The organism is Lactococcus sp. S47, assembly GCF_016517475.1.
GTDB lineage: Bacteria > Bacillota > Bacilli > Lactobacillales > Streptococcaceae > Lactococcus > Lactococcus lactis.
Genome location: NZ_JACVUB010000015.1, coordinates 1 through 19,488 on the forward strand (window position 1 = coordinate 1; position 19,488 = coordinate 19,488).

The window sequence follows — 19,488 nt, forward strand, 5'->3', positions numbered from 1 at the left end:
AGCATTTGACTTTTAATCAAAGGGTCGCTGGTTCGAGCCCAGCACGGGTCATAATCCTAGCGGATGTGGCGGAATTGGCAGACGCACTAGATTTAGGATCTAGCGCTTAACGGCGTGGGGGTTCAAGTCCCTTCATCCGCATACTAGGTATTAGCCGACTTAGCTCAGTTGGTAGAGCATCTGATTTGTAATCAGAGGGTCGCGTGTTCGAATCATGTAGTCGGCATTGTCGGAAGACACAAAGTTTAAGTGCGAACGTAGTTCAGGGGTAGAACACAACCTTGCCATGGTTGGGGTCGCGAGTTCGAATCTCGTCGTTCGCTTGATAATTCTCCCAAGTGGGAGTTTTTGTATAATACCCGGGGTGGCGGAACTGGCAGACGCACAGGACTTAAAATCCTGCGAGGGGTAACCTTCGTACCGGTTCGAAACCGGTCCTCGGGATATGCTAAGATTAATAGTTATTAAACTATTAATCTTTTTTTATCTTTCTTTAAGAATGGCTTAATAAAGCGGTTACTTTGTATTTTTACGAGCTTGGACTAGAAAAATACTTCACAAAATGCTATACTAGGTAAGTAATAAAATATTCGGAGGAATTTTGAAATGGCAATCGTTTCAGCAGAAAAATTCGTACAAGCCGCTCGTGATAACGGATACGCTATCGGTGGTTTCAACACAAACAACCTTGAATGGACTCAAGCTATCTTGCGTGCAGCAGAAGCTAAAAAGACTCCAGTATTGATCCAAACTTCTATGGGTGCGGCTAAATACATGGGTGGTTACAAAATGTGTAAACTCCTCATTGAAACTCTTGTAGAATCAATGGGAATCACAGTTCCAGTTGCTATTCACCTTGACCACGGTCATTTTGATGATGCTTTGGAATGTATCGAAGTTGGTTACTCATCATTGATGTTTGACGGTTCACATCTTCCAATCGAAGAAAACCTTAAACTTGCTGAAGAAGTAATCGCTAAAGCTCATGCTAAAGGCATCTCAGTTGAATGTGAAGTTGGTTCAATTGGTGGTGAAGAAGACGGTATCGTTGGTGAAGGTGAACTTGCTCCTATCGATGATGCAGTTGCAATGGCTAAACTTGGTGTTGACTTCCTTGCAGCAGGTATCGGTAACATTCATGGTCCTTACCCAGAAAACTGGAAAGGTCTTCACATCGATCACCTTGAAAAATTGAACAAAGCACTCGTTGAAGCTATGGGACACAATGTGCCAATCGTACTTCACGGTGGTTCTGGTATCCCTGATGATCAAATCAGAGAAGCTATCGCTAATGGTGTAGCTAAAGTTAACGTTAATACTGAATGCCAACTTGCTTTCGCAGCTGCTACTCGTAAATTCGTTAATGAATTTGATGCTAATGAAGCAGAATACATGAAGAAAAAACTTTTCGACCCACGTAAATTCTTGAAACCTGGTTTCGATGCAATTACTGCGTCTGTTGAAGAACGTATCGACGTATTCGGTTCAGCAAACAAAGCTTAATCAACTTTATAAACATGATTAAATAAACGTTTGTCAGAAATGGCAAGCGTTTTTTGGTACGATTTTTATGTTTTGCCACACTTTTGCCAAAAAAAAAACGATGGCTTTCGTCATCGTCGGTTTTAGTTTCCCTACTTATTAAAGTTGTTTGCTGTATTTACAAATACTAAGTCTTCATGAGCAGGAGCAAGCAAATAAGGGAAACCACAAACGTATTTTTATTATTCATAGGGAATACCTCTTTCAAATAGTTATACAGTGCGTTTTCCATTAGTGAAACGAATATGTTAAAGATGAAGACACCAGGATTTGAACCTGTCCCATCACCTAAAAAGGTGCAAATTAAGTAACTAAATTATAACATTTCTAGAAGAAAATAGGTATTCAAAAATTATTTAAAATAATGAAATATTCTCGTCACCCTTTACGATAAAAATAGGACATATCTAATTTGATAAGTCCTATGAATATTAATCAATTAGTGTATCTATTGATTCTGTTATTGTGTCACTTGTTTTCTTTGTGATATGTGTATAGATTTCTTCTGTGATTTTGCTTCCAGACTTGTGACCGATGTATCGCTGAATTGCAAGAAGTGGAACATTTTTTTCTGCCATGTGGCTAACAAATGTGTGTCGAAAGATGTGAGTACTTATGTGCTTCTTGAATGTAAGTTGATTATCAATGTTTATCCCAACTTTTTTGACATGCCCTGTTTTAGTAATTTTTCCTGTTTCAGATGAATTAAGAAAATTATTGATTACAGAGTAATGGAGAGGAGTACCATTGAAATCAGTTTTGTAAAAATTTTTTGAAGAAAATATCCAATTGCTATCTCGGTAGTCAGGATTACCAATTATGTGGTGTTGATTAATTTCTATTTCTTCTTGAAGTAGAAGCAGAGCTTTCTTTGATAGCCTAATTGTACGATAACTTTGTTTATTTTTTACATCTCCTTCATAGTTATCTTTTGATGCTCCCCCATATGTTGCACGAGTTCGCTCAATTTTAACTTTACCAGTGTCAAAAGAGATAGCAGAGGTTTTAAGTCCGAGGACTTCTCCAATGCGCATTCCGGTTAATACCTGAAATTCAAGAATCCGAGCATACTGACTATTATGTTTTCTGACAATGGATAGAACTTCATTCAATTCATTTCTTTCCAAGTAATGATTTTCAATATCCTTATTTTTAAGTTGTTCAAGTTGTTCGTTCAATCCTTTTTCTTCAACTGTGACATAGGGCATTGGATTTTGTTCAGGTAATATATAATTTCTCTTAATAGCAAATTTATAGATAGAATTCAAATCAGATTTTAAGGATTGAGCAATTCTTTTTTGATTTCCTAAAGGATAATAAGTATCTAACATACTTTGGATTAATTCAGAACGAATATTTTCTAATTTACTTTCAGAAGAGATATATTTTAATAAGTGATTTTTAAATCTACCATTTTCTCCTGCCAAAGTTTTGGGAGCAACTTTCTTTTTTTGAATTCTATCATTTTCCCATTCATTCCAAATTGTTTTAAAATTTATATTTTCTGTTGAATGTAGAGAGGATTTAGTAATATTTTGATAGATTTCGTTAGCTATATTTTGCATATCACATTGAATAATGCTTTTTAGCTGGTTTGAAATAAATATTTTTCCAGTTTTTTCATATTTTTCCTTGATTAAATACCATTCTGAAAGAAATTCCCTTCTTTTATTTGTCAATGGATGTTTAAAACTTGAACGAAATTTAACTTCAATAAATTCTTTCTTATTGGAAGCTTTAACAGCTTTTTGTAGTATGTTACCAATTTTTATATTATCCATTTTCAAGCGCTCCTTTTGTAACGATGTTCTTGTTTATAATATAAAAACTTTAATAAGCCTTCAAAATTAATCCATACTATCTTTTGACTTGGATTAATTACATATTGTTTGTAATTAGGGTCATTTCTCATTGCTGTGAGATATGAATCAAGGGTTTTTATTTTTAATCCCTCAAATCTTTTGAGTACAGCTGATTTATTTCCCCACTCTGCCAAACAGTTTTCAACGGGAATATATTTTATATTTATCATATTTACTACCTCATTTGTGTTAAAATGTAGGTAAGCACTTATCAGACTAAAGTTAGTGCTTACCAAATACTATGGGAGTCCTTTTTAGGACTCTTTTGTTATAATTTTCGGTTTTAGAAAACCAAAATCGTTCTCAGTTTTAGGATATATTCTAGGTAAGAGATATTGATTTAAGAGCTTTTCAGTAAATTCATTTTGATTGTCTGTTGAAAAGATTGCTTCTAAATCAAAGTTAATTTCTTCTTTTTCATAAGCGCTAATGTTTCTTACTTTTGGATAAAATAAACGTTTGGTTTGAGAGAGCTGGTAATAAACCCCGCCCTCATAACCTTTTCCTTGTTGTTTCTCTGATAGAATCGTGCAAAAGTTAATTCGTCTGATATATTGGTCTAAAGCTTCATCTTTAAAAATATTAAAGAACTGTTCAGGGAGTTGTGTATTAGTAATCAATATCAGCCGAGGGACCACTTGTTTATTAGTGAATCGAGCAGACATTCGAGAAGTGTTAACCGGGTCTAAGAGTTTCAACCAGTCTGCTTTACGTAGTGAATCAGGGCGGATATCGTCTAATAGGATAATATCTTCTCCGTAATAGTCATCAAAAGAATTAGAAGAAGAAGCAGAGTAGATACGGCTTTTAAACTTATTTTCCTCGGCATATTCACGGACTTTCTGAGCAATTGTTCTTGCAAGATAAGATTTTCCAAGAGAGCTTTTTCCTTGAAAGTACATGACCGTCAATTTATATTTTCCTGTGGTTAAATCTTTTAAATTTTTAAAAGCTAATCGTTCAGCGTAAGAATCAAAAGCCTGTTTGAATTGTAGCTTGTGATTACTGTAGAGGAGAAATAAATCATCATCTGCTAAAATATCTTCAAGGAAAAGTTCGCCTTTTAAGATTTGCTGATTGATTAAATCTAAGCTTTCATCTGTCCGTTTTCTTTTGACAGTGGCACTTTGTTTTTCAAATTTCTTAGTATTGATTAAAATAAAATTTGAATAATCAAAAGTTCCAAAAGTTTCGACTTCATGAGTGGGGTATTGGTATTTATCTGGTTGTTGCGCATGAGTAAGATAAGCGAGTTGATTTTCTTCAAAATACTTGTTCCCATTTTTAGGAATTTCAATATACTGTTCTTTAATTCTGAGTACTTTAGCAATCCTAGCAAGCGTCCGTTTGTCAGTGTATTTACCGTAAAGATGAACATGAGGAAAGATAAATTCGTTTAAATCATTCTTATCTAAGTAGTGAACGATGATTGCGATACATTCTAATTTGACTTTTTCTGATTCTAATGTTTTGAGTCGACGATAGATTTCTTCAAAAATAAGTAGTTTGTTTTCTTCCCAATGTTCAAAGAGTTTGAGTCTATCTTCTTCCCAATCCCAATATTCTGCTTTTAATTGTTGTTCAAAAACAAATTGTTTAATTCGTTTGTCTTCCATATGGAATTTCTTTCTTAATAAAAATGTCTAGGTAAAAGGCTAAAAGTGTCTAGCTAGATTTACCTTGCCAGTGACCTAGACAGTAAAAAGTGGAGTTTTTATTGGTAATGGTAAAATTGACAAAGTGCCGTTAAGTGTTGGTGGGTTTGGGGTTACACCATTTTGTTGACAAGCCCTAAAATGGTGTGCACGTAGAAAACTGTCTAGGTAAGCTAGTTTTTATACTTTCTAGGGCATGACTTCCACAGGCTGTTTTGTTCATTCGCCAGCGTCTCCCATGTGGTCTGCCCTACTCGTCTTGTGCTTCGCAGACGTCAGGCATCCCCCATGGCTTGTCGCATTCACACATCCTGTGGCAGTCATTCGCCTTTAGATAAAGTGATTTTATCAGTTATGAGTTTAACACCTCGCCAAGAACTCATTCCCATATCCCAAAGTAATCGAACTTGTGGATTTGTACATTCAATAACGGCTTCTTTTTCTTCGTCTTTGTAGTCTTGAAGTTCATCTAGTCCACTGTAGACCTCAATTGTGATAGGTTTTAACTGTGAAAGGTCAACACCAGCTTGTTCTAATACGAGCGCCGTTCCGGCATCAAGTGCTTGTAAAATAGCTTTGTTTCCATCTTTTGAAAAGCGAGCTTTAGAAAAATTAACCTTAAATTTTTTCGGAATATCAAAGTTATTTTTATCAAGGTTTACTCCACCGAGTTTTACAGTATTATCGTTAAGTGTTAATTTATTATTGTTCATTTAAATAGTCCTTTTTTCTTTTTGTTATTTTCTTGATAAGCTTTAAACTCTTGTGCGAGTGTATCAAGCCCTGTTTTTAGTGACTGATTTTCTTTTTTTAGCAAATCAATTTGTTTTTTTGTTTGTAATCGATAGTTGATAAAAGCTTGTGCTAAGTTATTATGCTTGCCTTGGATATGTTCTAAGGTCAAAAGTTGTGCATTTCCCCAGACTTCGAATACAGTTTGTTCTAAACCTTTATAATCAATTAATTGTGCCATTTTTTGGAAACATCTTACTTCTTCTGAATCGAAGTCAGGGACTTTTTGAAACTGATTTCTTCCAATTTTCACAGTTTTTTCTTCAAATTCATATTTTGCTAAATGTTCAATTTGTTTTTTCCAACGTTTAAGAGTGGAAACAGATTTGCCCAAGTCATGAGCAAGGGTTTGAATATCCATATCAATATACTCTCTCATATTTAATTTTCAAAGGTCAGTATGTTATAATTGGGTTGTAAATTTTATTAAGTCGTCTTTTAGCCTGCCAGCGAAGACGATTTTTTGTTTATTGGTGGGTCATTCATGACTTTTTAATCTCCCCTATGTTATAATGTTTATGAGTAACGAAGTGTTACTTAAATATATAGTAACACTATGTTACTATAATTGTCAAGGGGAAAGTAACGAACTGTTAACAAGGAGGAATAAATGTCTATTTTTTCAGAACGATTGAAAACTTTAAGATTAAAAAGAGGGTTAACACAACAAGAAATTGCAGATGTTTTAGGGGTCACTCGAGTTGCATATTCCAATTGGGAAAATGGTAAAAGAGAACCCAAAATTGATATGACTATTTCATTGTCTAAAATACTAAATACAAGTTTAGATTATTTAATTGGAGAGGTAAATTTTGATATGTTCAATATATCTAAAGATACTTTTGGTGATATGACTGATGAAGACTACAATAAATTTTTTAGAAGAGTATGGCAATTACAAGCCTTTCAAATTTTTTCGGGTTCAAGTACGAGAGATGAAGTCGAGCAGTATTGGAAAAGATTCGCGAGTACGCGTCAACATATAACGAGTGAAGAGATAATGGAATTGATTGACAAGATTATCGAAGATTTCCATTCAGAGAATCCAAGTTTTGAAATTGGTGTATTAAAAGATAGTGCTCTAAATAAAGATGAAGATAAAGAAAATGAGGGTCAAAATTAAGACGCTCATTTTTTATTTTTAAAAAGCGATAGATGCTTATGAGTGCTTTTATTTATTTATTTTATATAACTACAGTGACAAGGCAATAATTATATTATCGTGCTATACTATTTATATAAGAAATCCTTATCGTATCACTATTAATACAAAATAAAACTACAAAGGTAATCAGGTAACCATATGTTTTTATCAAATCTTAAAATCACAAATTTTAGAAATTACAGATTCTCATCATTTCATTTTGAAAAAGGAACAAATACTATCATTGGCGAAAATGATGCTGGAAAATCTAATGCAATGATAGCAATTAGAATGCTATTGGATGACCGTTATTATTATACTCAAAAAAGTCTTAAAGAGAGTGATTTTAACAAGTCTTTAGGAGATTGGAGAGGGCACTGGATAGTTATTAGTATTGATTTTGATGGAATGACATCAGAAGAAGCTACGAAAGAGATTATTTCTCAAATTATGCTGGATATAGATACTGATGAAAGTTTAGAGCAATTAAATTTTAATTTATCTAATACCTCAACTAATACAGGTAATATTTCATTAATTATCAGACCTATTGAAAGTGTTAGAAAAGAACTGTTTGAAGCTTCTGATGATATTGAAAAATTTCAATCAGTAAGAAAAACTATATCGTTAGCTGATTATGAATTTTTATTTCTTTCAAAAGGTAGCATTGATTTTTCAGATGAACAAAATTATAAATCTATTGTTGGAGACCTAGACTCTTGCTCTGCGCCAGATCCAAATGAATGTCAAAACAATGAATCTGTCATTGGCACTAAAATAAACATAAACGATATAGCTAACTATATATCGGTTGTTTTTGTAGATGCATTAAGAGATGTCTTGTTGATGATGACTAAGGGAAATAATCCAATTAGGAATATAGTTCGTTCAATAGAAAATAATATAGATGAGGATAATATACAGAAAGTCAGAGAAAAAATTAAAAATTTAAACTTATCTATTGCAGAAATTGCTGAATTAAAAGGGGTACAAGGTACTCTCAATAGCAAGTTGGTTGAAATTCTTGGATTTATTTACTCTCCAGACTTATTATTGACGTCAAATATTTCAGATGAATTAGTTTCTTTATCAAAGTTCTTGAATTTGAATCCAGAAGATGAAGAAGGCATGAATTCTCTTGGATTAGGTCATTTAAATATGATTTTTATTGCCCTCAAAATAGTTGAATACAATTTCACTTCAACAAGAGAAATTTTAAACATCATGTTAATCGAAGAACCAGAAGCTCATATCCATCACCATATTCAAAAAACATTGTTTAGAAATTTGGGTATAAAAGATAAAACAACCCAAGTAATAATGACAACTCATTCACCAAATATCGCTGAAGCATCTGAAATTTCAAGAATGAATATTGTTAAAAATCATGAAAGTAAGTCCAAAGCTATGCAACCCTTCAAAGGTTTAAATAAGTTTGGAAAAGATAATTTAGGAATTAAGTTAAATTTAACACATTCTATTGAACGATATTTAGACTCTAAGCGAAGTGCACTATTATTCTCAAAGGGTGTTATTTTGGTTGAAGGAGATGCTGAAGAAATCATCATTCCAAGTTTGATAAAGAAAGTTTTAAAAATCTCGCTTGATGAAATTGGTGTAAGCGTAATTAATATTGGGAGTACGTCCTTTCAGTACATTGCTCCACTCTTTTCAGATGAACGAATTCAAAGGTACTGTGCAATTGTCACAGATTTAGATGTACAAGCGGTTCCATCTGGTTCAAAACTCTATAAATCAGAGGCTGGCACAAAAGGCGTGGAAAGAAAAAAAAAGCTAGAAAGTATGTTTAATTCTAATAACTGGGTAGAACCATATTTTGCAAATACTACATTTGAAATTGAAATGTCAAATACTGGAAGAAATATTGATTTATATAAAAATGCTGTGTCACACTTATATGTTAAGGATGCAGCTATAAGGGGGTGGCAGGAGAAGCTATCAAGTGATTGTGATGAAACAAGGAATGAATCAGTTTTGAAGTTAGCTGAAAACTTTGGGAAAGGATGGCTTGCTGTAACAGTCTCTGTTTTGATATCTGAAGCAGATTTTGAACTTTCTATTCCTGAATATATACTCGAAGCACTAGTATTTGCATCTCAAGAGTCAATTACAGAAAAATTTTTAGAAAAATTAATTAATCGAATATCTGATGAAAATTGTACTGTTGAAGAATTTATGAAACCGGAAAGAAATAATGAAAGTCACTATGTATCTCTGTTTACTTTTATTAAAAAATGGAAGTCTTTGTAGGAAGAGTAGTTAAAATGATGGATAATAATTTAGAAGAAAGAATTGTTGAAAATCTAAATGCAGAACAGAGAAATATCGTTAAAGATTGTGATAATAATCTTTATGTTACAGCTTGCCCAGGCAGTGGAAAAACAAGAACTTTAACAAGAAAGATAGGATATTTATGCAATCATTATCCAAACTCAATGAAAAAGATTATAGCGATAACATATACAAGTAGAGCTGCTGAAGAAATTCAAGAACGCTTGCAAAAAATGGGAATTAATAATTCGAATGTTTGGGTAGGGACTATCCATCAGTTCTGCTTAACTTTTATTATTCGCCCTTATGGTTTTAACAATTTAAGAATTGCAAAAGGTTTTAAAATAATCGATGAATATTTGTCAGCAAAATATATTAGAGAGTGTGCAGAAAGTTTAGAGATTGAATATAATCCTTTTGATAATTTTAATTTGAAATTATCATCACAAGGTGAAATTCTTGAAAGTGATCCTGATAAGAAAAAAATTGTTAGGGCATATCACATAAAATTGAAACAGAAGAGAGAAATAGATTTTGATTTAATTCTCACTGTGGCACTTAATATATTAGAAGCTAATCAAACTGTTGCTGAAATTATTTCAAAGACTATTCGTTCAATATATGTGGATGAATTTCAAGATACGACAGAATATCAGTATCAAATTTTAAGTTGTTTATCTAAAGCAAACGTTGCAATCAAATTTGCGTTTTTTGGAGATACGGACCAAGCAATTTATACAGGACTGGGAGGAGTTGCTAAATCTAAAGATGAACTTGAATTATTGATGTGCCAAACGTTTGAAAGCAAAACTCTAGTAGGTTGTTATAGGTCTACACAAGAAATTATTGAATGTTATTCAAAATATCAACAACAATCATTTTCTATATCAAGTCTGCTAAATGATACTGATAAGTCAGAGAGTATCATCCAATATGATAGTTCTGTATCAAAAGAATTATTGCCAGAAGTTATATCTAATATTATTTTAAAGGAACTATCTTTGGGAATTCAAGAAGAGGAAATTTGCATTGCTTCGCCAAATTATTTCATTTTAGCCTCTCTAGTAACAGAGTTAAAAAAATTGTTGCCAAATGCAAATTTTCGCTCTCAGGATATCTATCCAATAAAACCAGATGATTTGAGTTTATTTTATAAAATAAGTTTTATTGTTTTTACTACTAGAGGAAAAAAAGTTTGGTTAAGAAAAAAGATAGCTTCGGAAATTATTGAAATATTTAGAAGTGATTATGGAATTGAAAAAGGCGATGATTTTTTAGAAATAGATTTATTGGATTTATTAAACTCTTTCTCCTCCTCAAAGACTACGGGACTAGAATATCTAGAAGATATTGTATCTCAATTTATAGAAAATTTTGGAATTCAAGACGACATAAAAATAGCTTTACAAAAAGATTTTGAAAATTTTATTTCAAAAGCACGAGAAAGAATTGAAAAAAATAATTTAGAAACAGGAATTGAAAGCTTTAAAAGCATTTATGAGCCCAAAAAAGGAATTAATGCCTCTACAATTCATAAAATAAAAGGTGAAGAATATCATACTGTTATAGGAATTGGATTGCTAAAAGGGTATATTCCAAATTGGCACAATGTTTACCATGATGGAGATAAAGGAAAGCGAGAAGCCGAAAAGACTTTATATGTTTTAATGTCGAGAGCGAAAAGAAATTTATATTTATTTTCAGAAACAAGTAGAAAAACTCGGAAGGGTACAAATCTTGTTCCAACTGAATTTTTATAGAATCTTGTCTGCCACAATAGAATTCTTGCCACAAATCTGCCACAAAAATAATAGAAATATGAAGAATTATAAAAATCATACTCGTTTATTTAAAATCAAAAGTGCTTATAAAATCAAGATTTTCATTTAATAAAGAAGGATTCAACCCAATCCAACTAAGTTCAGCAAACAAAGCTTAATCAACTTTAAAAACATGATTAAATAAACGTTTGTCATTTATGATGGACGTTTTTTTATTTTTCAATTTGCTTTGATATAGCATAAGGTTCTATCTTAGTATATATGTTCAACAAGTATTTCGATTTTATCCATTATGTGCTAGTAAAAAACTTTATCTGGTTGTTGGAAATCTATCATTGCTTACAGAATGATGAAAGAAAATTTGATTTTAACAAATTGGCACATTGAATTCCTGATTGCGCCAGAAGAATGCTTGTCTTACAAAAAAATTTTGTCTAATTTACGAATAATCTGGTATAAGCTTTATTGATTTGAACTATTATACAGCAAAAGAGTGTACTCTAGTAATTCCTTCATTAATTGTTCTTAGGATATTTGAAATTTCTCCTTTAAAAGACATTTGAGAGGGACTAAAAAAAAAAATGAATATAAGAATCTATTTTATGCGAATGCTACCTTTTTAAAATATTACCTAGATCAAGATAAGAAGAGTTGTGAAATATGAGCGGACGATATATAAGGTTTTTTTGACTGAATTTGATTTTTCTACATTATTAAGTTTGTAATAAATATATTATTTTTTAGTAATTTTACTTAGAAATATAAGATAAAGAGAACAGAATATTTTTTAGGGACGATAGTAGTCATTTGTTTTAGAGAGAGCACGGGTTAATTCAACTAAGTCATAAACAACTTATTATAAAATATGATTAAACATGGCTTTGCCACTTATGAAGGACATTTTTTATATGATTTTGCTACTAGCTATATCGTATAATAATTTTTTTAAATAAAAATGGAAATGTGTTCAATAAATAAAAGTGATTAATTTGACTTGCTTGTTTTTAAATGTTACAATTGTGTAAAAGTAGATGTCTTGAAAGAAATGATGTTGAAATTATAATACATACCATGGAGGATTAACTAAAATTGACTAATAATGATAAAACTAAGCGCTTAAAAAAGAAAAAATTTATTGCGGGAACAGCGCTGATTTTAGGAATGACGACTTTTGGCGTGGCTGGCCATGCTGATGGAGTAACTGTTGGAAGTAGTTCAGATGCATCATCAAGCACAGGTAGCTCAAGTTCATCATCAAGTACAGGTAGCTCAAGCTCATCATCAAGTACAGGTAATTCAAGTTCATCATCAAAACCAAGTACTTCAGGTTCGACATCAAAACCAAGTAATCCAAGTTCATCAACAAATAATAATTCAACTAGTAATTCCTCTACAACAACTCAAGCACCATCAACTTCAGTTTCTACCACAGCTCCTTCAGCATCAACTTCTACAGTTGCACCTTCTAATTATTCACAGGATAATGCCTACTATCAAACATCAACTGCAGCACAAATTCCTAATTCTTCAGCAGATTCAACTCCTTCTATTTACGCTGGCCCTGTTTTGAAAACAATTGAAGCAGCTAAGTCAATTGATAAAATTGATACTTCTAGTACAGAAGCCTTTATTAAAAGTATTGCAGACCGCGTGAGAATTTTAGCTGGTAAGAATAATTTGTATGCATCAATTATCTTGGCACAGGCGATTTTAGAATCTGGTTCTGGTCAAAGTAATATGAGTCAGCAGTATTTTAATATTTTCAATATTACAGGTGCTTATTTAGGAAAATCAATTTCATTTAAGACGGAAGAATTTTCGGGAAATAATCCTTATTATATTGAACAAAGTTTTAGAGTTTATAGTAACTATGACCAAGCCTTGGATGATTATATTAATTTAATGATTAAAGGGACAACTTGGAACTCAGAAATTTATGCTGGCGCATGGAAGTCACATGCTAAGACTTACCAAGAGGCGGCTCAAGCATTGCAAGGAATTTTTGCTACTGACCCAGCATATGCACAAAAATTAATTGAAATTATTCAAGAATATAAATTAGATGCTTATGATAATGTTGATAGTACAACACAAGTCGTAGATAGTAAAATCCCTGAAAGTCCATTGGTGGCATCAAAATTAGATAATTCAGCTTATCCAGAATATAATGGGGTAGAATATCCAGGTGCTGAGAGTTATGCTTTTGGTAATTGTACACAGTATGTTTATAACCGTATCATTCAATTAGGTGGGCTCGTTGGAACACATATGGGAAATGGTGGAGAATGGGGAATTAATGCCCAAGCTCAAGGTTATTTCACAACAACTGTTCCAACTGAGGGTTATGCTGTTAGCTTCCCACCAGGAGTAGCTGGTTCAAGTTCAGAATATGGTCACGTAGCTTTTGTTGAAAAGGTTTATTCAGATAACTCTATTCTCGTTTCAGAGATGAATGTTAAAGGTAATAATATTGTCAGCGAACGCCATATTTCTGCTGGTGTAGCTGCTTTGGCAACTTATATTCAACCTAAATAATTACTGACAAAATTAATTAGTGGTTCTGTCAGTAAAATAGGAGTATTGAATCTTTTATTTAGTTAAAAAAAGAAGATGTTAAAAATCAGCCCAAAGGCTGATTTTTATTTGGTAAAAGTTTGAGATAATAAGTGTACGAGATAAAGATAATCTCAATAAAAAAAGTTTTTAAGATATTGAATGCTTGAATGAGCAGAGAAAGGATCTAAAAAAATGGCTAATAAAAAAGATAGAATTATGGATTTGATGCGTCGTGGAATTATCACGGAAGATGAAGCTTTAGAATTACTTGAAAAAAATGGTTCAGTGAATGGAGAAGCTTCTGATGATAAAACTGAGAACAAAGAATTCACATATACAGATAAAGAAGGATATGTTAATCACGATGTAGATTTTCCTGATGCAATGAAAAATGTTGCAGAAAGTTTGTTTGCTAGAGGTAAAGAAATTTTCCAAGGGGTTGCAAAATCTGTTGATGATAATATTGATTTTTCAAAAGGATTTCCTAAGGTTAAATCAATTTCTCACACTGTAGAAAAAGATATCAACGAAGATTTCAAAAATGTTAATCTTAATCTTAAGAGTGGTAAAGTAAATATTTTACCGGGTGAAAATGCCCATGTAAAAGTAGAATATAAAATTTACGGGGCAGTTGAAGATGGTAATGTAGAAGCTTACATTGCTGAAAAAACTAAACTTGAAGTTGAAGATGATGTGCTTGAAATTGAAGCAAATGGTCGAATTTCTGCGGATATTGAACTTTACTTACCAGTAAAAGAATATGAAAATATTGAGATTAATACACCTCATGCAGAACTTAAAGTTGAAAAAATTTCCAGTCAAAAAATGAATATTAATCTTATGAACGGAAATGCTGAAGTGCTTGAAGTAAACAGCGATGAGTTGAAGATTAACAATAAGAATGGTGAAATCAAAGTAATTGATGGCACGAATTCAGATTTAGAATTAACTGGAGTTAATGGTAATATCAGAATTACAACTGCTTTTGAATCTGGTGATGTCTCACTCGTAAACGGAAATATTTTGCTGACCGAAAAAACAGGAACGGCTCACAAATTAAATCTTAAAAATGTGAATGGCGATATCAAAGTTTCTGTACCAGAAAGTTTGGGCTTGGTTGGTCATGTTCGCACAATCTTTGGCGGATATAAGACACGTTTAAATCTTGATAGTCCTTTTGAAGCTGGCCGTAATGGAGCAGCGATTGTCCGTCAAGGTGCTGAGTCATTAACCTTTGAATTTGAAACAAAATCAGGAACGATTTGGCTTAAAGATACTGAAACTACTGACAAAGAAGAAACTGAATAAAATTTTACTGACAGAAATTTTATAAGAGTTCTGTCAGTAAATTTGAAAAGAAAGGTGAGAAATGGCTAAGAAAACTCTGAAAAGATCAAGTAGCAATCGAGTCATCGCAGGAACCGTCGGGGGACTTGGTGAATACTTTGGCTTGAGCCGTACAGTAATTAATGTAATTCGGGTTCTGATTGTGCTTGGTACTTTCGGAAGTTGGGGAACATTACTCATTGTTTATGTGATTGCGAGTCTATTGATGACACCGTCACAAGGTTAATTCAACGATTATGAAGAAAGGATAAATTATGTCTCAAAGACAATTAACAAAATCAGTGACAAATCGTAGAGTCAGTGGTGTCATTGCAGGGATTGCAGAATATTTTGGTCTGGGTCGTGATGTTGTGACGATTCTACGTATCCTATTTGTTGTTCTGGCTTTTGGAAGCTGGGGCGGATTGATTCCATTGTATTTCGTAGCAAGTTGGATTATTCCAAGTGCTAGACCACGAAATTACTATGATGATTCAGAAGATGATTATCAAGAAAAATGGAATCGTAAAGCGCAACATTTTGATGAAAAAATGGATCGTTGGTCAGAACGTTATTCAGATAAAATGAATAATTGGGCACGTCGTTATGAAGATAAAGGACGTCAAAATCAACAAGATTCAAACCAATGGGGAAATCCATGGGATGAACCAAAAAGTCGTAAGACTAAGGAAGCACAACCAGTTGAAAAAGAAAAAGAAGATGACTGGTCAGATTTCTAAAAAAGTTACTGACAGAAAGTTCTGTCAGTAAAATAATTCTGGTCCACCATGACCTAAAACTGGCCTCCTATATAATATAATAATAATAACTGAAAAAATGGACTGATTAAGTCCATTTTTTTAGTGAGATTTCGCCACTGGAAAGTATTTTTTGCTGACCATTATCTAAATTTACGATAAGCTCACCTTTAGGGGTTAAATCTGTGGCTCTTCCGGAAAAAGTTTGTCCAGATTGAACAAATTCAACTTGTTTGCCGAGAATAAATGAGTGAGATTTATAAATTTGGAAAAATGAACCCTCTGATAAACGATGAAATTCAGACCAGATTTCGGCAATTAATTCCGAACGACTGATGCTTGCTTGTTCATTATAAAATAAAGAAGTGGCTCTTTCTTCGATTTCAGTTGGAAATTGGGAAATAGAAAAATTAATTCCGACACCAATGATAACTTGTGCTTCTTGAGTTGGATTAAGTGATGTTTCGGCAAGAATACCAACAAATTTTTTATCGTCTAGATAAATATCGTTAACCCATTTAATTTGAGGCTTTTTGTCAGTTAATTTTTCGATTGCTGACACAATGGCAGCTCCTGTCAGCAGAGTGAACTCTGGAAGTTTTTCTAGTTCAACTTTAGGCTTGAGTGACAAACTCATATAAATTCCGCCAGACGGCGCAGCAAAATACTGACGGCCAAAACGACCATAAGTTTTATTTTGTCTTTCAGTTAAATAAAGACAATTTTCTTGTCCGTCTAATTTAGCATCTTTTTGAGTTGATTCAGATTCAGCGACAATTTTTACATCAGTCAGCCAAGGATTTTTTTGTAAAATAATAGATTTTTCAAGTTTGTCGTTCATTTTTTTATTATACCATGTGAAGTCGACTGCAAGCGAGAGGGAAAATTAGGAAATTACGTTTCTGCACTTGCGCAAGTTCAAAGTTATCTATTTTCTAGAATCTAGGAGACTGACCTCGGTTATGGGCAAAATCTTTAGCAATTTACTGACAATGAAAATTTTCAGAAAAATCTAACGATAGTAAGTATTTGACTTTCAATAATCTACGGAGTATAGTTTTATTAGAACAATGTTAGGAAAGGGAAGAATAACTTGGTATTTGAAAAAACAGTTTTGAACAAAGCACTTGCAGTTGCTTTCGATATCCCCATTGCAGTAACTTATTGGGATGGAAAAACAGAAAAGTATGGTGAGGGAGAAACGCAAGTTCACATTACTTTTAATAAAAAATTCTCATTTAGTGAATTGAGCTCAATGCCAACCTTAGTATTGGCTGAAGCTTACATGAATGAAGAAATTGAAATTGAGGGGAGCATTCAAGAGCTTGTTACATCAGCATATCGTAAGGCTGGTAGCTTTTTAACTGACCAATCTGGTTTTGGGAAATCAATGATAAAACTTTTGGGAAATCATTCTCAAAAACAATCTCGTGAAGATATTCATAGTCATTATGATATTGGGAATGACTTTTATAACAAATGGCTTGACCCAACGATGACTTATTCATGTGCTTATTTTGAACATGAAGATATGACTTTGGAAGAAGCACAAATTGCTAAAGTTCATCATATTTTGGACAAACTCAATAGTAAACCTGGGGGACGTTTGCTTGATATTGGTTGTGGCTGGGGAACTTTGATGTTTAAGGCTGTTCAAGAATATGGCCTTTCAGCAGTCGGAGTGACACTCTCAGAAGAACAATATTATTATGTTCGCAAAAAAGCGGATGATTTGGGACTTTCTGATAAAGTGAAAGTTTATTTGGTTGATTATCGTGACCTCAAAGAAGAACCTTTTGATTACATTACATCTGTCGGAATGTTTGAACATGTTGGGAAAGAAAATTTGGAAATGTATTTCCAAAAAGTTTCTGATTATCTCAAACCAAACGGTCGTGCATTGATTCATGGTATTACTGGACAACATCGCGGTGCTGGTGTGGATCCATTTATTGAAAAATACATTTTCCCTGGAGGTTATATTCCAAATATCGCTGAAAATGTTGAACATATTATGACTGCTGGTTTGCAAATGGATGATCTTGAACCTCTTCGTCGTCATTATCAAAAAACGCTTGAAATTTGGAATGAAAATTATCTCGAAGTTTTTGATGAAGTAGAAAAAGAAATGGGTAGACCATTTGCAAGAATGTGGACACTTTATCTTCAAGCCTGCGCTGCAAGTTTTGAAGCTGGAAATATTGATGTTGTTCAATATCTTTTGACTAAAGGTGCTTCAGGTCAAGGTTTGCCAATGACCCGCGAATACATGTTTAAAAAACATTAAGTTTGACAATTGATAAGTTGAAAAACAAGACCATTCAGCATTTCGGGTTTGAATTATCATAAGGACAACTTATTTAAAATTTATCAGTAGATTTATTTTAGAATCATGTAAAGGAAAGAGTGCATTTTTTCCAAAAAAGAGGTAAAATAAGAGAGTTACGAGTCCCGAAAGGATTTGATTTATTTTAAAAATTACTGATGAAAATACTAGCATCTCCGTAAGCGCTGAAGCGCCAACGGCTATCCTATGAAGGTTTTTCGTCAGCAAATATTAGATAAGTTTAAAGACGCCTTGTAACCAAAATTTAGATTGGGGGACATTTTTAATGTCAGAAAAACATTTATTTACATCAGAATCAGTATCAGAAGGCCATCCAGATAAGGTTGCAGACCAAATCTCAGATGCCATTCTTGATGCCATTCTCGCACAAGACCCACATGCACACGTTGCTTGTGAAACGGTCGTATATACAGGGACGGTCAATGTCTTTGGTGAAATCTCAACATCAGCTTACGTTGATATTGCTCATGTCGTTCGTGAAACAATCAAAAAAATTGGCTATACAGATAGCGAAAATGGATTTGATTATAAATCAGTGGGCGTTCACGTCTCACTTGTTGAGCAATCAAGCGATATTGCACAAGGGGTAAATGAAGCCGAAGAAGTTCGCGATAAAAATGGCCAATTAGTTGACCCGCTTGATTTGATTGGTGCTGGTGACCAAGGAATGATGTTCGGTTTTGCGACTAACGAAACTGCCGAATATATGCCACTCGCCATCTCACTTTCACATAAATTAGTTAAAAAATTAGCTGATTTACGTAAATCAGGTGAAATTTCATACTTGCGTCCTGATGCAAAATCACAAGTAACTGTAGAATATGATGATAATGGCAAAGCAAAACGCATTGACACAGTCGTTATTTCTACTCAACATGCTGCGTCAGCAACAAACGAAGAAATTCACGATGATGTGATTAATAAAGTCATCAAGGCTGTTATTCCAGCTGAACTTTTAGATGATGAAACTAAATACTTCATCAATCCAACAGGACGTTTTGTTATTGGTGGTCCTCAAGGGGATTCAGGCTTGACTGGACGTAAAATTATTGTTGATACTTATGGTGGATATGCTCCCCACGGTGGTGGAGCTTTCTCTGGTAAGGATGCAACAAAAGTTGACCGTTCAGCTTCTTACGCAGCACGTTATGTAGCCAAAAATATTGTGGCAGCTGGACTTGCAGAAAAAGCGCAAATTCAACTTTCGTACGCTATTGGTGTTGCGACACCAACATCAATCAATGTTGATACTTTTGGCACAGGTAAAGTCTCAGATGATGAACTTTTAGCAGCAATTCGTAAAGTATTTGATCTTCGTCCAGCAGGAATTATTCAAATGCTTGACTTACTCCGTCCTATTTACGGACAAACAGCAGCTTACGGGCACTTCGGCCGTACAGATGTAGAATTGCCATGGGAACAAACAGATAAGG

Annotated in this window: 16 protein-coding genes and 4 tRNA genes; 14 read left to right on the forward strand and 6 right to left on the reverse strand. The window is 33.3% G+C overall.

From position 1 onward, the window contains the following. Positions 1-59 precede the first annotated feature (59 nt). From IAE52_RS11065 to IAE52_RS11085, 5 genes are all read left to right on the forward strand, one after another. Positions 60-141, forward strand: a tRNA-Leu gene (locus IAE52_RS11065). Between the two features lie 12 nt (positions 142-153). Then, positions 154-226: transfer RNA gene (locus IAE52_RS11070), tRNA-Thr, on the forward strand. A 25-nt stretch (positions 227-251) separates the two neighbouring features. Further along, positions 252-323, forward strand: a tRNA-Gly gene (locus tag IAE52_RS11075). A 35-nt stretch (positions 324-358) separates the two neighbouring features. Next, positions 359-444, forward strand: a tRNA-Leu gene (locus IAE52_RS11080). 162 nt (positions 445-606) lie between these two features. Next, on the forward strand, positions 607-1,503 hold the full coding sequence (locus IAE52_RS11085; protein WP_003131457.1) for a class II fructose-bisphosphate aldolase: 897 nt from the start codon (positions 607-609) through the stop codon (positions 1,501-1,503). A gap of 470 nt (positions 1,504-1,973) precedes the next feature. On the opposite strand, the gene IAE52_RS11090 is transcribed toward IAE52_RS11085, so the two are convergent. The 5 genes from IAE52_RS11090 to IAE52_RS11110 all read right to left on the reverse strand — a co-directional run bounded on the left by IAE52_RS11090 (position 1,974) and on the right by IAE52_RS11110 (position 6,212). Then, positions 1,974-3,323, reverse strand: a complete 1,350-nt coding sequence (locus IAE52_RS11090) for a site-specific integrase (protein WP_200136793.1) — start codon at positions 3,321-3,323, stop codon at positions 1,974-1,976. A gap of 2 nt (positions 3,324-3,325) precedes the next feature. Then, the gene (locus tag IAE52_RS11095; protein WP_233610993.1) at positions 3,326-3,574 is read right to left on the reverse strand and encodes a DNA-binding protein; all 249 of its coding nucleotides are present in this window, start codon (positions 3,572-3,574) and stop codon (positions 3,326-3,328) included. Positions 3,575-3,658: 84 nt separating this feature from the next. After that, a complete protein-coding gene (locus IAE52_RS11100) occupies positions 3,659-5,020 on the reverse strand; it encodes a Rep family protein (protein WP_200136794.1) in 1,362 nt (453 codons plus the stop codon). 359 nt (positions 5,021-5,379) lie between these two features. Continuing rightward, positions 5,380-5,772 (reverse strand): hypothetical protein, encoded by a 393-nt coding sequence (locus IAE52_RS11105; protein WP_200136795.1) that lies wholly within the window; start codon positions 5,770-5,772, stop codon positions 5,380-5,382. Further along, positions 5,769-6,212 carry a hypothetical protein gene (locus IAE52_RS11110; protein WP_200136796.1) on the reverse strand — a complete coding sequence of 148 codons (444 nt, stop codon included), beginning with the start codon at positions 6,210-6,212 and terminating at the stop codon, positions 5,769-5,771. Before IAE52_RS11110 ends, IAE52_RS11105 begins: the two co-directional genes overlap by 4 nt. 249 nt (positions 6,213-6,461) lie before the next feature. On the opposite strand from IAE52_RS11110, the gene IAE52_RS11115 reads away from it, so the two are divergent. The 7 genes from IAE52_RS11115 to IAE52_RS11145 all read left to right on the forward strand — a co-directional run bounded on the left by IAE52_RS11115 (position 6,462) and on the right by IAE52_RS11145 (position 15,690). Then, entirely contained in the window at positions 6,462-6,974 is a 513-nt protein-coding gene (locus IAE52_RS11115; protein ID WP_200136797.1) for a helix-turn-helix domain-containing protein, read from the forward strand. A gap of 180 nt (positions 6,975-7,154) precedes the next feature. Beyond that, on the forward strand, positions 7,155-9,266 hold the full coding sequence (locus IAE52_RS11120; protein WP_200136798.1) for an ATP-dependent endonuclease: 2,112 nt from the start codon (positions 7,155-7,157) through the stop codon (positions 9,264-9,266). Positions 9,267-9,280: 14 nt separating this feature from the next. Continuing rightward, positions 9,281-11,047 (forward strand): UvrD-helicase domain-containing protein, encoded by a 1,767-nt coding sequence (locus IAE52_RS11125; protein ID WP_233610994.1) that lies wholly within the window; start codon positions 9,281-9,283, stop codon positions 11,045-11,047. A gap of 1,110 nt (positions 11,048-12,157) precedes the next feature. Then, positions 12,158-13,603, forward strand: coding sequence for an amidase domain-containing protein (locus tag IAE52_RS11130; protein WP_162551486.1), 1,446 nt, complete (start codon positions 12,158-12,160; stop codon positions 13,601-13,603). Between the two features lie 213 nt (positions 13,604-13,816). Next, on the forward strand, positions 13,817-14,932 hold the full coding sequence (locus IAE52_RS11135; protein ID WP_003131459.1) for a DUF4097 domain-containing protein: 1,116 nt from the start codon (positions 13,817-13,819) through the stop codon (positions 14,930-14,932). A gap of 61 nt (positions 14,933-14,993) precedes the next feature. Then, positions 14,994-15,197 carry a PspC domain-containing protein gene (locus IAE52_RS11140; RefSeq protein ID WP_003131460.1) on the forward strand — a complete coding sequence of 68 codons (204 nt, stop codon included), beginning with the start codon at positions 14,994-14,996 and terminating at the stop codon, positions 15,195-15,197. Between the two features lie 28 nt (positions 15,198-15,225). Continuing rightward, entirely contained in the window at positions 15,226-15,690 is a 465-nt protein-coding gene (locus tag IAE52_RS11145) for a PspC domain-containing protein (RefSeq protein ID WP_003131461.1), read from the forward strand. A 106-nt stretch (positions 15,691-15,796) separates the two neighbouring features. Here IAE52_RS11145 and IAE52_RS11150 read toward each other — a convergent pair whose 3' ends face one another. Then, positions 15,797-16,549, reverse strand: a complete 753-nt coding sequence (locus tag IAE52_RS11150) for a biotin--[acetyl-CoA-carboxylase] ligase (RefSeq protein WP_021723053.1) — start codon at positions 16,547-16,549, stop codon at positions 15,797-15,799. Between the two features lie 252 nt (positions 16,550-16,801). Here IAE52_RS11150 and IAE52_RS11155 point away from each other — a divergent pair, with 252 nt between their 5' ends. Together IAE52_RS11155 and metK are read left to right on the forward strand one after the other, a co-directional pair. Next, the gene (locus IAE52_RS11155; RefSeq protein WP_021723052.1) at positions 16,802-17,995 is read left to right on the forward strand and encodes a cyclopropane-fatty-acyl-phospholipid synthase family protein; all 1,194 of its coding nucleotides are present in this window, start codon (positions 16,802-16,804) and stop codon (positions 17,993-17,995) included. 325 nt (positions 17,996-18,320) lie between these two features. Further along, positions 18,321-19,488, forward strand: a 1,168-nt coding sequence (gene metK, locus IAE52_RS11160; protein WP_058221729.1) for a methionine adenosyltransferase, incomplete at its 3' end; no start/stop codon positions are given.